General features: G+C 45.9%; 14 protein-coding genes. 10 read left to right on the top strand and 4 right to left on the bottom strand.

Features of this window, described 5'->3' with window-relative positions:
- Nucleotides 1-2: 2 nt before the first annotated feature.
- Nucleotides 3-1,757, bottom strand: coding sequence for a tetratricopeptide repeat protein (locus tag DW121_RS09985; RefSeq protein WP_118323673.1), 1,755 nt, complete (start codon nt 1,755-1,757; stop codon nt 3-5).
- Nucleotides 1,758-1,769: 12 nt separating this feature from the next.
- Nucleotides 1,770-2,201, bottom strand: a complete 432-nt coding sequence (gene dut / locus DW121_RS09990; protein ID WP_117711664.1) for a dUTP diphosphatase — start codon at nt 2,199-2,201, stop codon at nt 1,770-1,772.
- A 117-nt stretch (nt 2,202-2,318) separates the two neighbouring features.
- Between dut and DW121_RS09995 the strand changes: the two genes are divergently transcribed.
- The gene (locus DW121_RS09995; protein WP_117711665.1) at nt 2,319-3,665 is read left to right on the top strand and encodes a deoxyguanosinetriphosphate triphosphohydrolase; all 1,347 of its coding nucleotides are present in this window, start codon (nt 2,319-2,321) and stop codon (nt 3,663-3,665) included.
- On the opposite strand, the gene DW121_RS10000 is transcribed toward DW121_RS09995, so the two are convergent.
- Entirely contained in the window at nt 3,666-4,652 is a 987-nt protein-coding gene (locus DW121_RS10000) for a GNAT family N-acetyltransferase (RefSeq protein WP_117711666.1), read from the bottom strand.
- Nucleotides 4,653-4,689: 37 nt separating this feature from the next.
- Entirely contained in the window at nt 4,690-5,508 is an 819-nt protein-coding gene (locus DW121_RS10005; protein WP_117711667.1) for a 1-acyl-sn-glycerol-3-phosphate acyltransferase, read from the bottom strand.
- Nucleotides 5,509-5,736: 228 nt separating this feature from the next.
- Here DW121_RS10005 and DW121_RS10010 point away from each other — a divergent pair, with 228 nt between their 5' ends.
- The 9 genes from DW121_RS10010 to DW121_RS10050 all read left to right on the top strand — a co-directional run bounded on the left by DW121_RS10010 (nt 5,737) and on the right by DW121_RS10050 (nt 16,035).
- The gene (locus tag DW121_RS10010; RefSeq protein ID WP_117711668.1) at nt 5,737-6,240 is read left to right on the top strand and encodes an RNA polymerase sigma factor; all 504 of its coding nucleotides are present in this window, start codon (nt 5,737-5,739) and stop codon (nt 6,238-6,240) included.
- A 240-nt stretch (nt 6,241-6,480) separates the two neighbouring features.
- Nucleotides 6,481-6,972, top strand: a complete 492-nt coding sequence (gene mraZ / locus DW121_RS10015; protein ID WP_117711709.1) for a division/cell wall cluster transcriptional repressor MraZ — start codon at nt 6,481-6,483, stop codon at nt 6,970-6,972.
- Between the two features lie 20 nt (nt 6,973-6,992).
- On the top strand, nt 6,993-7,919 hold the full coding sequence (rsmH, locus tag DW121_RS10020; protein WP_118323674.1) for a 16S rRNA (cytosine(1402)-N(4))-methyltransferase RsmH: 927 nt from the start codon (nt 6,993-6,995) through the stop codon (nt 7,917-7,919).
- A gap of 31 nt (nt 7,920-7,950) precedes the next feature.
- The gene (locus DW121_RS10025; RefSeq protein ID WP_117711670.1) at nt 7,951-8,310 is read left to right on the top strand and encodes an FtsL-like putative cell division protein; all 360 of its coding nucleotides are present in this window, start codon (nt 7,951-7,953) and stop codon (nt 8,308-8,310) included.
- Nucleotides 8,311-8,447: 137 nt separating this feature from the next.
- Nucleotides 8,448-10,547, top strand: coding sequence for a penicillin-binding protein (locus DW121_RS10030; protein WP_117711710.1), 2,100 nt, complete (start codon nt 8,448-8,450; stop codon nt 10,545-10,547).
- Nucleotides 10,548-10,577: 30 nt separating this feature from the next.
- Nucleotides 10,578-12,026 carry a UDP-N-acetylmuramoyl-L-alanyl-D-glutamate--2,6-diaminopimelate ligase gene (locus tag DW121_RS10035; RefSeq protein WP_117711671.1) on the top strand — a complete coding sequence of 483 codons (1,449 nt, stop codon included), beginning with the start codon at nt 10,578-10,580 and terminating at the stop codon, nt 12,024-12,026.
- 66 nt (nt 12,027-12,092) lie between these two features.
- Nucleotides 12,093-13,361, top strand: coding sequence for a phospho-N-acetylmuramoyl-pentapeptide-transferase (gene mraY, locus DW121_RS10040; RefSeq protein ID WP_117711672.1), 1,269 nt, complete (start codon nt 12,093-12,095; stop codon nt 13,359-13,361).
- 55 nt (nt 13,362-13,416) lie between these two features.
- Nucleotides 13,417-14,751 carry a UDP-N-acetylmuramoyl-L-alanine--D-glutamate ligase gene (gene murD, locus DW121_RS10045; protein WP_117711673.1) on the top strand — a complete coding sequence of 445 codons (1,335 nt, stop codon included), beginning with the start codon at nt 13,417-13,419 and terminating at the stop codon, nt 14,749-14,751.
- Entirely contained in the window at nt 14,752-16,035 is a 1,284-nt protein-coding gene (locus DW121_RS10050) for an FtsW/RodA/SpoVE family cell cycle protein (protein WP_117711674.1), read from the top strand. It begins immediately after the preceding gene.
- The last annotated feature ends 16 nt before the right edge of the window (nt 16,036-16,051 follow it).

Consider the following 16,051-nt stretch of genomic DNA (forward strand, 5'->3'; position numbering starts at 1 on the left):
CCTTACTTTTCATCAATATATTTCTTCTTCTGAATCTTCTGTTTCAGCGTTTTGGACTTACTTCCTATCTCCAATGCCTGCTTCCAGTATTCCAAAGCCTTATCCGCATCACCTGTCATATAATAGATGTCACCGCAATGTTCCACGATAACATCACTCTTGCCGCCATCATTTTTCATGGCATCGTCTATATACAAACGGGCTTCGGCATAATTGCCTTTCTCAAACAGAATCCAAGCATAAGTATCCAGATAAGTAGCATTATTGGGTTCTGCCTTTACCGTCTTATAACTCATCTCCTCTGCTTTGTCCAGATTGCGGCGCTCAACGGACAAGTAATAAGCATAATTGTTCAATGCTCCGATATTGGAAGGATTATACACCAATGCCGAATCATAAGCGGCATAAGCTTCCGTATTCAGGTCTTTCGTATGGTAAGCATCTCCCAAGATGGAATAGAAATCCGAAACAACCTCTTTCTTACTGTCGGCCGTGATTTGCGTCAATGCTTTCCGGCAGACGGAAATCACATCATCAGTCCGTTCCGCCTGATTATAAGCAATGGCCAGATAGAAATAGAACTCCAACATTTCAGGGTTGGTTTCAACACCCGCTTCACACAAATTGATAACATCATTGTAATCTTCCTTGCGTACGGCCTCACCCAGCAACATCATACGTGCAGCCGTATTGGTAGGGTCTATTGCCAATACTTGGCGCAGCACGGGAAATGCTTCTTTGTTCATGCCTTTAGACAAAAGGTATTGGGAATAAAGCATCGGTATGCCCGCATCATCCGGTTCCTGTTCCAGAATACGGTTGAAAAGGTTGATGACCCGCGTACTATCCTTACCGTCCTGCTCATTCTGCACCACGAACTGCCGCATTACATTCAGCTTTGTTTCCGACGGCACTTTCTTGTTGAGCAATAATGTGTCCATCTGCTGCTGATAGAGTTCCTTCTGACCGGTCGCCTCATAATAAGAAGCCAGCGAATACATCGCCATGGCATTGTCCGGCTCTGCATCCAACACCTTACGATACATATTATATGCTTCTTCCTTCTTCCCGTTCTGCATATACACATCGCCCAGCACAACTTGATAACGGGAATCCATCGGGTACTCCGCAACCAAACTCTCTATCTCATGGAAAGCATTCTTATTATCCTTCATTTGCAGGTAGATACGGAACTTCTCCATACTCAGCTGCTCGCTTTTGCCCATCTTTCCCTCAATACGGTTCAAAGTGGCAATTACCTTATCGTACTGCTCCTGCCGATTATAGATGTCCAACAAGGCATAAAGCGGATCAAGCTTATCAGTGAAACGTACGGACATACTTTCCAACAGCTTCGTCGCTTTCTCAGTCTCATCCTGCTGCTGATAGAGATTTGCCAGTCCCTGACTGTACCAATAATTGCCGGGGTCATTTTCCACAGCTTTTTCCAATGCCGCTTGTCCCTGAGGCATTTGTTTCAAGAACAGATAATATTGCGCCAGTTCATATAGAGCCGACGAAGCATTCGGATTGATAGTCAGGCAGTGCTGCAACAAATCAAAAGCGGCATCATAATCTTTCTGAATCTTCAAGCGGGCTGCTTCCAGAAAAAAGTAATCATACTTACGCTGCTGTTCCGGAGCGAGCACGGCAGTCTCCACCGATTGCACTTTCATCTTCTGGCGGGAAGTGCCGCAGGAGACAAACAGCACACAGGCCAATAAGCATCCGATTATGTGAATATTCTTATTTCTCATGCAAGCTTCTTGTTATACGCCCGTATGTCCAAAGCCGCCGGCGCCGCGTTCTGTTTCGTCCAACACGTCCACCTCCTGCCATACAGCCTGCTCATGGCGGGCTATTACCATTTGGGCTATTCGTTCGCCATCCTCAATTACAAATGTTTCCGAAGAAAGGTTTACGAGGATAATACAGATTTCACCGCGATAGTCGGCATCGATGGTTCCCGGAGAATTCAATACCGAAATGCCTTTCTTGATAGCCAAACCGCTACGTGGACGGATTTGCGCTTCAAAACCTGCCGGCAAAGCAATGTACAAACCTGTAGGAACCAAACAACGCTGCAAGGGTTCCAAAGCTATCGGTTCGGAAAGGTTGGCGCGGATATCCATTCCGGCAGATAATTCAGTGGCATATGCGGGTAACGGATGTTTCGACTTATTTATAATTTGGACAGTCATACTACAATTTGCTATTTACGATTGAGATTACTTTAAATTCACTATTTAACGGGCAAAATTACGGATTTTGAAGCAAATAGTCATACATTTGCAGTTAAATAATAAGAAAGTAACAACATGATGGACTGGAATACCCTCATATCTGCCAAGCGATTCGGCTTGGAAGAGTTTCATAAAGAACGCCGCGAGAACCGTTCCGAATTTCAGCGGGATTACGACCGCCTCGTCTTCTCCGCACCTTTCCGAAGATTACAGAACAAGACGCAAGTATTCCCCCTGCCCGGAAGCATATTCGTACACAACCGGTTGACACATAGTTTGGAAGTCTCTTGTGTAGGCCGTTCATTGGGTAATGATGTAGCCAAAGCCATCCTTGCCCGACGTCCCGAATTGCAAAGTTCTTATCTGCCGGAAATCGGTTCTATTGTTTCCGCCGCATGCTTGGCACACGATTTGGGCAATCCGCCATTCGGCCATTCCGGCGAGCGTGCCATTTCCACTTTCTTTTCGGAAGGGAAAGGATTGGCTTTAAAAGAACAGCAACCTAACGGAGAACAACTCACCCCGGCGCAATGGGAAGACCTGACACACTTTGAAGGAAACGCAAATGCCTTCCGCCTGCTTACCCACCAATTTGAAGGACGCCGCAAAGGCGGCTTCGTTCTAACCTACTCCACACTTGCCAGCATCGTAAAATATCCCTTTTCATCGAGTTTAGCGGGACAAAAATCCAAATTCGGATTCTTCACGACCGAAGAAGAAAGCTTTCGGCGGATAGCTGAAGAATTAGGCATGAAGAAGCTTAATGACTCGCCCCTAAAATACGCACGCCACCCGCTCGTTTATCTGGTAGAAGCCGCAGACGATATTTGCTATCAGATGATGGATATTGAAGATGCCCACAAACTGAAGATTCTGACAACTCAGGAAACACAGGACTTATTACTGTCTTATTTCCCTGATGAGCGCAAAGCGCACATACTCGATACGTTCAAGATTGTGAGCGACACCAATGAACAGATTGCTTACCTGCGTTCTTCTGTCATCGGGTTGCTTATCGGCGAATGCACCCAAGCATTCCTTGACAATGAAACGCAAATTTTGGAAGGAGAATTTGAGGGAAGTCTCATCAAGCATATTGCAGAACGGCCTGCCACAGCCTATAAAAATTGCGAGAAGGTATCTTTCAAAAAGATATACCGTTCGCGTGACGTATTGGATATAGAACTTGCCGGATTTCGCATCATCAGCACTCTGCTCGAACTGATGATTGATGCGGTATGTTCACCGGAAAAAACATATTCGCAGTTGCTCATCAACCGGGTGTCCGATCAATACAACATGAAAGCAACTGCGTTATATGAAAGAGTGCAAGCCGTATTAGACTACATATCCGGAATGACGGACGTATTTGCCCTCGACCTATACCGGAAAATCAACGGAAACAGTCTGCCGGCCGTGTAATTACCTGCTTGGAAAAAATATCTTATTCGCTCCGGAAGTCAGATTGCATGATTCCGGTTCGCTCTCGATGAATGACTGGATATGCCGGATACGCTTCTCTGCCAGAATTTCATCGACAGCGATTAAGATTCCCGTTTCTTCCACATCACCGAAACCGTAATTAATAGCCGTACCGAACATACGCATTGTCGGGCTAAGACTCATGTACGCATTCACCAACGGCGGAATATTGTATCCCAATTTACGGATTTCACCATTCAGAATCTTATAATCCTCCTTAAATGTATCTTTACAGAATAAAGCTGCCAATTCATTTTCGTCAGCTTCCAGTTGTAACGGTTTCATCGGAGTAATCAAGCTATCCTTATCCGCAAAATGCTTCTTCAAGAAATAAAGAATCATGTCGCGTCCCTTACGGATATAACTGGGATACATGGTAACCTTTCCGAAGAAATATTTCACATTAGGCATAACCACCGTTAATGCGCCCAAACCGTCCCATAAATTATCCAGCGCAAACAATCCCTTGCTATCACGACGGGTAGACTGATATTCGAGCGTCACGAATGAACGTCCGAGTTCGATGGTGGTAGGAAGATACTCATTCAGGAACTTCTCGGAAAAATTAAACATATGCGCAGTAGCCAAAATCGGCGCCCCATGCTCGTCAAAGCGTACATCCGTACCGAGGATATAGCGATAACCGCCCAATATCTCCTCCGCTTCCGGATTCCAGACAATCAACTGCTTATAGGGATTATCCATCAAATCGTATTCGTCAAGGTCCATGGACAACCCTGTTCCGCCACCGGCAGCACGAAATGCAATCTCACGCAGACGCCCGATTTCTTTCATCGTATTAGGTGAGTCCTGAGCGGTAATAATGTATATCTGATTATTACTCTTGTTCGTCATGCGCAAGCGTTTGTCTTCAGTCAACTCCGCTTTCAGCAATTCTTTGCTTATCGGTGCAATAATATCTTCCATCTTCCGATTTTCTATTTTTTAATATTCAATTTTCAACTTATAATTTATACACGATATCCTTCACATACTGCGCCCATTGTGCAGGTGTTTTCGTTTTATCGAATGTTTGCCAGGGAATAGGCTTGCCTATTGTAATAGTAAATGTTTTATGACGGTTTTTCAGCATTTCGTCCGCCAAGTAAAGCATGGCAATATTGAACTTGATGCCCAACGTTTTACAAAGATTGGCCAGATTATAAAAGAAGTCGGAATTACGTCCCTCAAAATGAATGGGAACTACATCACGATGTGCTTCAACACTCTTTACTATAAATGTCTTCTTCCAGTCCAAATCACGGATAACCCCATTCTGACGACGCGAGCAAAGTCCGGCAGGAAACATAATAAGTTGGTCATCCGACGCAAATCCGGCTTCCACCATTTTCGGAAAGTCCTTAGCCTGCTTGCCGGTCTTATTGATAGGAATGCAAAGGGGAGCCAATCCGTGCAGGTTCATGAGCAAGTCGTTTACCATATATTTCACCTTTCCATCGTAATAAGTTCCAAGCACGTAACCCAGCGCCACTCCATCCTGTCCGCCCAAAGGATGATTGGAAACAAACGTATAAAGACCGTCCTTAGACAGATTCTCCTCGCCTTTTACAATCAATTTGGCATCAAGGAAGTCCAGACAAGCCTGCAGAAACTCCACCCCAACTTTATCTTTCGACTCTTTCAGAAAGACATTCAATTCATCTTGATGAACGATGCGCTTCAAATAAGACACGACAAACTTAGGGATATATTTTACATGCTTCGGAGCTTTCTCCCGAAGAATCTTATCAATGTCAATCAAAAATAAAGAGTCGTCAGCCATTCTTTTTATGATGAAATGATTGCGCAAAATTAACGCATCTTTTTAATTAAATGCAAATATTTGATAGAAAACTGCACCCAAAATCTATCAAACAGCACCTAAAATCTATCAATTGATAGATTTTACCCCAAAGATTGCCTAAAAACCACCCGTCACAAAGCTAAAATTTCCGTAAACTTGCATTGCTGAAAAGCTAAACGAACAAGTAATCATTTAACAAAGCACATTATGAACAGTATTACATTTAAAAAAGATCTGGTTGGAGTACAAAACGACTTATTACGCTTCGCATATAAGCTCACCTCCGACCGCGAAGAAGCAAACGACCTTCTTCAGGAAACCTCTCTCAAGGCTTTGGATAATGAAGATAAATACATGCCCGATACTAATTTCAAGGGGTGGATATATACTATCATGCGCAACATCTTTATCAACAACTACCGTAAAGTTGTGCGCGACCAGACATTTGTAGACCAGACAGACAATCTTTATCATCTGAACCTGCCGCGTGACTCCGCCTTTGAGAGTACGGAAAGCACATACGACCTGAAAGAAATGCACCGCATTGTCAACGCACTGCCGCGTGAATATAAAGTTCCATTCTCCATGCATGTTTCCGGTTTTAAATACCGCGAAATAGCTGAGAAGCTGGGTCTTCCATTAGGAACCGTAAAAAGCCGCATCTTCTTTACCCGCCAAAAACTACAACAAGATTTGAAAGATTTTGTTTAACTAACACCCGATATAAAGTCATCCCATGAGATAAGCACATTCATCTCATGGGATGATTTTTTTTATCCAATACCCGCATCAATCCCCCACCAATAAAGTGATACAGCACCATATTCATTTTCAACAGTATAAGTAATCAACAACTTGTTGAAAACTTCTAAGCAAGATTTTAGTTAAAACATTGTGGGGAATTGTGGGGAAATGTGTATTTTTACCGTCGCTTATTATAATAAGGTGAAAATGATACGCTTTTTAGGCAATATTGAAGCAAAGACAGATACAAAGGGACGCGTATTTATCCCCGCCAGCTTCCGGAAACAGCTACAAGCCGTTTCCGAAGAAAGACTTGTATTGCGCAAAGACGTATTCCAAGACTGCTTGATACTCTATCCCGAAAGCGTCTGGTTCAAAACGCAAACCCAACTTCGGCAGAGGCTGAACAAGTGGAATGCCAAACACCAACAAATCTTCCGGCAATTCGTCAGTGATGCGGAAATCATGATTCCCGACGGGAACGGACGTATCCTGCTGCCTAAGCGTTACTTGCAAATGGCAGGCATACAAAGCGATGTACGCTTTATCGGCGTGGACAACACCATTGAAATCTGGGCGAAAGAGAAGGCTGAACAACCTTTCATGAACCCGGAAGAGTTCAGCGAAGCGTTACAAGATATTCTGGGAGATGATAATTGGGAAGCGACAGAGAGAAGTGGTGAGACAATAGAGCAATAAACGATTCTAACGAAAGAAAAATGAAGGAAGAAACGACATATCATATTCCGGTATTACTAATGCCAAGTGTTGACGGAATGGACATCCGTCCGGACGGAACGTACGTGGACGTAACATTCGGCGGAGGCGGTCATTCCCGGGAAATACTGTCCCGCTTAGGCAAAGGAGGAAGATTACTGGGATTTGACCAAGATGAGGATGCGGAACAAAACATCGTAAACGACCCGCACTTTACATTTGTACGCAGCAACTTCCGCTATCTGCATAATTTCCTGCGCTATCACGGTATCGAGCAAGTGGATGCCGTACTTGCCGACCTCGGTGTGTCATCACACCACTTCGATGACAGCGAGCGGGGATTTTCTTTCCGTTTCGACGGAGCGCTCGATATGCGTATGAACAAGCGTGCCGGGCTCACCGCTGCCGATATTGTGAATACATACGACGAAGAGCGTCTTGCCGATATATTCTATTTGTACGGAGAATTAAAGAACAGCCGCAAATTAGCGTCTGTCATAGCCAAGGCACGCGCTACCCAAAAGATTAGCACCATCGGAGAATTCCTGGACATTATCAAGCCCCTATTCGGACGCGAAAGAGAAAAGAAAGAACTTGCAAAAGTATTTCAAGCGTTGCGCATCGAAGTCAATCAAGAGATGGAAGCGCTGAAAGAAATGCTCTATGCGGCTACGGAAGCATTAAAGCCCGGCGGCCGGTTGGTAGTAATCACCTACCATTCGCTGGAAGACCGCATGGTGAAAAACATAATGAAGACCGGCAACATAGAAGGCAAGGCGGAAAAAGACTTCTTCGGAAACGTGCAAACGCCTTTCCGTTTGGTAAACAACAAAGTGATTGTTCCGGACGAAGCCGAGATTGAGCATAATCCGCGTTCACGAAGCGCCAAGCTGAGGATTGCGGAAAAAGTGGCGGAAGGAAAGAAGTGACAAGACGGTAATGTGGTAAAATAACAAGGTGATGAACGAGACAGGTACCAAACAAGAAGAACAAAAAAGCGAAAAAGTAAAAAGACACACTTCGCTAAAGAATATTATAGGCGGCGATATTCTGGCTACGGACTTTTTCCGTCGTCAGACAAAACTACTTGTCCTTATCATGGTTCTTATTCTGTTCTACATCCACAACCGTTACGCTTGCCAGCAACAGATGATAGAGATAGACAAACTCAAAAAAGAGTTGATAGATATAAAATACGATGCTCTGACGCGCAGTTCCGAATTGATGGAACGAAGCCGCCAATCGCGCATCGAAGAATATATTGCAACGAAAGAAAGCGATTTGCAGACTTCAACCAATCCGCCGTATTTAATCAAATAGACGCAAGATACGAGGAGCAAATAAGATTTAGTAAATTGCAAGCAACGATTTAGTAAATCGTAGACCATGAATTAGTAAATTGTAAATAGTGAAATAGTAAACTAAAAAAAGCCTTGGCAGTAAACAAGAAAAATATAATGACCCGTTACTTCTTCGTAGTCCTCGTCATGGGACTGATAGGAGTAGCTATTATCGTAAAAGGCACTGTCATCATGTTTGCCGAACGACAGTACTGGCAAGATGTCGCCGACCGCTTTGTGAAGGAGAATGTTACGGTGAAACCCAACCGCGGAAACATCCTTTCATCCGACGGTAAGCTAATGGCGAGTTCCCTGCCGGAGTACCGCATCTATATGGACTTCAAAGCCGGTGGTGAGAAGAAAGACACCATGCTTATGAATCATCTGGGTGAAATATGCGAAGGACTGCACCAAATATTCCCCGATAAAAGCGCCGCCGAATTTAAAAGACACTTGTTAAAAGGGCGCAAGAAGGGAAGCCGTAATTACCTGATTTACCCCAAACGTATCTCTTACATCCAGTACAAAGAAGCCAAGAGGTTACCGGTGTTCAACCTGAACAAATACAAAGGCGGCTTCCACGAACAGATTTACAATCAGCGCAAAAAGCCTTTCGGCTCTTTGGCAGCCCGTACGTTGGGCGACCTCTACGCCGACACGGCGCAAGGAGCAAAGAACGGTATCGAGCTGGCATTTGATACGCTGTTGAAAGGACGCAACGGCATCACCCATCGCCAAAAGGTGATGAACAAATACCTGAACATAGTGGACATTGCTCCCGTAGACGGCTGCGACATTATCTCCACCATCGACGTAGGTATGCAGGATATTTGCGAGAAAGCATTGATAGACAAGCTGAAAGAAATCAATGCCAATGTAGGTGTCGCCGTATTGATGGAAGTACAAACGGGAGAAGTAAAAGCCATTGTCAACATGATGAAAGCGGGTGACGGCAACTATTACGAAATGCGCAACAATGCCATCAGTGATATGCTGGAGCCGGGCTCCACATTCAAGACAGCCTCCATCATGGTAGCCCTCGAAGACGGAAAAATCACCCCCGACACCGAGGTTGATACGGGCAACGGCATCATGATGATGCACGGCCGCCCGATGAAAGACCATAACTGGCACCGGGGCGGATATGGCAAGATTAATGTGACACGTATTCTGGAAGTATCATCCAACATCGGCGTTTCTTACCTTATCGACAAGCACTATAGCGACAATCCGCAAAAGTTTGTAGACGGATTGAAGCGTATCGGCATAGACCGCCCGCTTCATCTGCAAATAGCCGGAGAAGGTAAGCCTAACATCCGCGGTCCGAAAGAACGTTACTTTGCCAAGACTACTTTGCCTTGGATGAGTATAGGCTACGAAACGCAAGTACCGCCACTGAACATCCTGACTTTCTATAACGCCATTGCCAACAACGGTACGATGGTACGCCCGAAATTCGTGAAAGCGGCGGTGAAAGACGGTGAGGTTGTGCATGAATTCCCTACGGAGGTTATCAATCCCAAGATTTGCTCGGACAATACGCTGACGCAGATACGGGAGATTCTGTACAAAGTAGTCTCCGAAGGTTTGGCAAAGCCTGCGGGAAGCAAGCAATTTGCCGTAGCCGGCAAAACGGGTACGGCACAGATTTCACAAGGCGCCGCCGGGTATAAGGCAGGACGGGTGAATTATCTCGTCAGCTTCTGCGGATACTTCCCGGCAGAGGCTCCCAAATACAGTTGCATCGTCTCCATACAGAAGCCGGGACTTCCGGCATCGGGCGGTTTAATGGCGGGTAGCGTATTCAGCAAGATTGCAGAGAGGGTATATGCCAAGAATCTGCGATTTGACATACGCAGTGCGATAGACAGCACCACAAATGTGATTCCTGCAGTAAAGGCCGGAGAGATGAACGAAGCGTTGCGTGTGCTCAACACATTGGATGTTCCGGTACAGAAACAGTTTGAAACACAAAAAGGGAGAGAATTATGGGGACACAGCCAGGCTGCCCCGTCTGCCGTTATCCTGCAAAATCAGAAGGTTTCCGCCGGCATAGTACCCAGCGTAGTGGGCATGGGGGCCAAAGATGCCGTTTATTTGCTGGAAAGCAAAGGGCTCAAAGTACGCCTCAACGGAATCGGCAAAGTAAGAAGCCAGTCCATTGCGGGTGGAAGCCGGCTGGTAAGAGGTCAGACAATAGCCTTGACTTTACGTTAACAATAGAATATACATTATATATAATAAGGTATGAAATTAAGCGAACTATTAAAAGCGATACAACCGATACAGATTATCGGCAGTACGGAGATTGATATAACCGGAGTAAATATAGACTCCCGTTTAGTGGCGGCCGGACATTTGTTTATGGCAATGCGCGGCACGCAGACCGACGGGCACACATATATCCCGACAGCCATTGACAAAGGCGCTATAGCTGTGCTGTGCGAAGATATGCCGGAAGAGCTTAACCCCGACATTACATATATCCAAGTAAAGGACAGCGAAAATGCGGTAGGCAAGATTGCCACCACCTTCTACGGCGACCCTACCTCCAAAATGGAGTTGGTAGGCGTAACCGGCACCAATGGCAAAACAACCATCGCCACCTTATTATATAATACATTCCGCTATTTCGGGTATAAAGTAGGACTGATTTCTACCGTATGCAACTACATCGACGACCAGCCCGTTCCGACCGAGCATACCACTCCGGACCCGATTACCCTCAACCGCCTGTTGGGCGAGATGGCAGACTCCGGATGCAAATACGCATTTATGGAAGTCAGTTCCCACTCCATCGCACAGCAACGCATTAGCGGCCTGAAGTTTACCGGAGGTATCTTCACCAACCTTACGCGTGACCACTTGGACTATCATAAGACAGTGGAGAACTACCTCAAGGCGAAAAAGAAGTTCTTCGACGATATGCCGAAGAATGCGTTCAGCCTGACCAATCTGGATGATAAGAACGGACTGGTTATGACTCAGAATACACGTTCGCACGTATATACCTATTCATTAAGAAGCCTCAGCGACTTTAAAGGGAAAGTATTGGAATCTCATTTTGAAGGGATGTTGCTCGATTTCAATAACCGCGAGCTGGCCGTACGCTTCATCGGCAGGTTCAACGCGTCCAACCTTCTTGCCGTGTTCGGCGCAGCCGTGTTATTAGGCAAAAAAGAAGAAGATGTCCTCGTTGCCCTCAGCACTCTGCATCCGGTAGCCGGCAGATTCGACTCAATCCGTTCCCCGAAGGGGATTACCGCCATTGTAGACTACGCCCATACTCCGGATGCTTTGGTGAATGTGCTGAATGCCATCCACGGCGTATTGGAAGGTAAGGGAAAGGTTATTACCGTAGTTGGCGCAGGCGGCAACCGCGACAAAGGGAAACGCCCTATCATGGCGAAAGAGTCAGCCCGTTTGAGCGACCGGGTTATCATCACTTCCGACAACCCCCGCTTTGAAGAGCCGCAAGACATCATCAACGATATGCTGGCAGGCTTGGACAAAGACGATTTGCAGAAAACGATCAGCATCACCGATAGAAAAGAAGCCATAAAAACCGCCTGTATGCTGGCACAACCGGGAGATGTAATCCTCGTTGCCGGCAAAGGACACGAAAATTATCAGGAGATAAAAGGAGTGAAACATCATTTTGATGACAAAGAAGAGTTAAAGGCGATTATGTTTTAGAGTCATAAGGCGGTAATGTGACATCACACTACCCCTTATCACTTATTATTATAAAAGAGAGAGACTATGTTATACTACTTATTCCAATGGTTAGATAAATACGACTTCCCCGGTGCGGGTATGTTCGGTTATACATCTTTCAGGGCGTTAATGGCTATCATCCTGGCATTGCTCATTTCGAGTATATGGGGTGACAAGTTCATTAATTTATTAAAACGCAAGCAAATCACCGAAACACAGCGGGATGCCAGTATCGACCCGTTTGGCGTAAACAAGGTGGGCGTACCAAGTATGGGCGGGGTAATCATAATCTTTGCCATTTTGATTCCCTGCCTGTTGCTGGGCAAGTTAGGTAATATCTATATGATTCTAATGCTTGTCACAACCGTTTGGTTGGGCTCACTGGGGTTTGCCGACGACTATATCAAGATATTCAAGAAAGACAAGGAAGGTCTGCACGGTAAGTTCAAGATTATCGGTCAGGTAGGTCTCGGGCTCATCGTAGGACTTACGCTGTATCTCAGCCCGCAGGTCGTTATTCGTGAAAACATCGAAGTGGAAAAGCCCGGACAAGGCATTGAAGTAGTACATGCCGCCAAAGAAATCAAGGCTACACAGACTACCATTCCTTTTTTCAAAAGCAATAACCTTGACTATGCCGACCTCGTATCCTTTCTGGGAGAGCATGCCCAAACAGCCGGCTGGATACTGTTCGTATTCGTCACAATCTTCGTTGTGACAGCCGTTTCCAACGGTGCTAACCTGAATGACGGCATGGACGGCATGGCAGCGGGCAACTCCGCCATCATCGGTCTGACTTTGGGTATACTGGCATACGTATCCAGCCACATCGAATATGCCGGTTATCTGAACATCATGTATATCCCTGGGTCGGAAGAACTGGTAATCTTCATCTGCGCCTTTATCGGTGCAATGATAGGCTTCCTCTGGTACAATGCTTATCCGGCACAAGTATTCATGGGTGATACGGGTAGTCTGACCATCGGCGGCATCATTGCCGTATACGCCATCATTATTCACAAAGAACTATTGATACCGATTCTCTGCGGCATATTCCTCGTAGAGAACCTGTCGGTGATTCTGCAACGGGTATATTACAAGGCCGGTAAACGAAAAGGAGTCAAGCAGCGTCTCTTTAAGCGAACGCCGATACACGACCACTTCCGCACCGGCATGAACCTGATAGAACCCGGTTGCAAAGTGGTATTTACCCAACCGACGCAATTGTTCCATGAATCAAAGATTACCGTCCGTTTCTGGATTGTAACCATTGTACTGGCGGCAATAACAATTATAACGTTAAAGATAAGATAACAATTAAATGAGGAATTCTTCATTCATCATTCTTCATTCTTAATTATAATAAAGTATGAGTAGAATTGTAGTTTTAGGAGCAGGCGAAAGCGGCGCGGGAGCTGCCGTACTTGCCAAAGTCAAGGGTTTCGACACGTTCGTATCCGATATGTCCGCCATTAAAGACAAGTACAAGGAACTGTTGAACAAGTATGACATTGCTTGGGAGGAGGGACAGCATACGGAAGAACTGATACTCAATGCCGATGAAGTGGTAAAAAGCCCCGGTATCCCTAATGATGCTCCGCTGATTCTGAAGTTAAAAGAAAAAGGTATTTCTATCATCTCCGAGATAGAATTTGCCGGACGTTATACAAACGCCAAGATGATTTGTATTACAGGTTCTAACGGTAAGACTACCACTACTTCGCTCATTTACCACATCTTTAAGAGTGCGGGACTGAACGTGGGGCTGGCCGGAAACATCGGCAACAGCCTTGCCTTGCAAGTAGCAATGGAAAAGCACGATTATTATATTATCGAGCTCAGTTCCTTCCAACTGGATAATATGTATAAGTTCCGTGCCAATATCGCTGTCCTGATGAATATCACTCCCGACCATCTGGACCGATACGATCATTGTATGCAGAAATACGTAGATGCCAAATTCCGCATCACGCAAAACCAGACGCCGGAAGATGCCTTCATCTACTGGAACGACGACCCTATTATCCGCAAGGAGTTGGAGAAGCACGGTCTGAAAGCGCATCCCTATCCTTTTGCCGCCGTGAAAGAGGATGGAGCCATCGCTTATGTGGAAGACGGCGAAGTGGAAATCAACGAGCCTATCGCTTTCAATATGGAACAAGAGGAGCTTGCCCTGCACGGAACCCACAATCTCTATAATTCACTGGCTGCCGGTATCTCTGCCAACCTTGCAGGTATCAGGAAAGAAGATATACGCAAAGCCCTGTCCGACTTCAAGGGTGTGGAGCACCGATTGGAAAAAGTGGCGACCGTACGCGGCATCCGGTTCATCAATGACTCCAAAGCAACCAACGTCAATTCTTGCTGGTATGCCTTACAAAGCATGACGACCAAGACCGTACTTATTCTTGGCGGCAAAGACAAAGGGAATGATTATACCGAAATAGAGGACTTGGTACGCACCAAATGCTCAGCCTTAGTTTACTTGGGGCTGCACAATGAAAAGCTGCATGAGTTTTTTGACCGTTTCGGTCTGCCTGTAGCCGATGTGCAAACCGGTATGAAAGATGCGGTAGATGCAGCTTTCAAGCTGGCACAGAAAGGTGAAACGGTATTATTGAGCCCCTGTTGCGCCTCATTCGACCTCTTCAAGAGCTACGAAGACAGAGGTGACCAATTTAAGAAATACGTAAGAGAGCTATAAATGGATTTATTAAAAAGCATATTCAAAGGAGATAAGGTAATCTGGATTATCTTCCTCTTCCTCTGTCTCATCTCCATCACAGAGGTGTTCAGTGCTGCCAGTACGCTTACTTACAAGAGTGGCGACCATTGGGGCCCTATCACCCAGCACAGCATTATTCTAATGGTGGGTGCTGTGATTGTGGTTCTTATGCACAACATCCCCTATAAATGGTTCCAAGTGTTTCCCGTCTTCCTGTTGCCGGCTTCCGCAATATTGCTGGTGCTGGTTATGATGATGGAGCGCATCAATGGCGCGGCACGCTGGATGACATTCATGGGTATACAGTTCCAGCCCTCGGAGATTGCAAAAATGGCGGTTATCATCGTCACAGCCTTTATACTATCCAAAGGACAGGACGAGGACGGCGCCAATCCGAAGGCTTTCAAGCGGATTATGATAATAACCGGAGTTATCTGCCTGCTCATTGCTCCGGAGAACCTGTCCACAGCGGCATTGTTGTTCGGGGTGGTCTTTTTGATGATGTTCATAGGACGTGTCTCCGCAAAAAAACTATTGATACTGATTGGCGGTTTGGCATCGGTAGGTATTATTGCCGTAACTTTCCTGCTGATGACAAAGAACAGCGACATACCTTTCCTGCACCGGTTTGATACATGGCGCGCCCGTATTGAGAAATTCACGAGTGACAAGGAAGTACCCGCCGCCAAGTTTGACATAGACAAAGATGCACAGATAGCCCACGCACGTATCGCCGTTGCCACCAGCAATGTTGTGGGCAAAGGTCCGGGTAATTCCGTGCAGCGGGACTTCTTGAGCCAGGCATTCTCCGACTTTATCTTTGCCATTATCATCGAAGAACTCGGACTGGTAGGAGGAGTCGTAGTTGTATTCCTCTACATCTGCCTATTGATACGTGTAGGGCGTATTGCCAAGAAATGCGACCGTACTTTCCCCGCCTTTCTCATCATCGGCATCGCCCTGTTACTGGTGTCACAGGCCGTCTTCAACATGATGGTAGCCGTGGGGTTGGCTCCCGTTACCGGACAGCCGTTACCGCTTATCAGCAAGGGAGGTACTTCTACGTTGATAAACTGCGCTTATATCGGCATGATATTAAGCGTCAGCCGATATACAGCTAAATTGGAAGAACAGAGAGAACACGATGCGCAAATCACCATGCAAGTAGAAGCCGGCAACGGAGACGAGAGTATTTACAGTGAGGCGCAAAGCGCCGCAGAGCCGACAGCCAAAATGCTGAACAGCGATGCCGAATTTGAATAAGATTAATCATCAGTAG

Origin of the sequence: Bacteroides sp. AM10-21B (assembly GCF_003472565.1) — a bacterium.
GTDB classification, from domain to species: Bacteria; Bacteroidota; Bacteroidia; order Bacteroidales; family Bacteroidaceae; genus Bacteroides; species Bacteroides propionicigenes.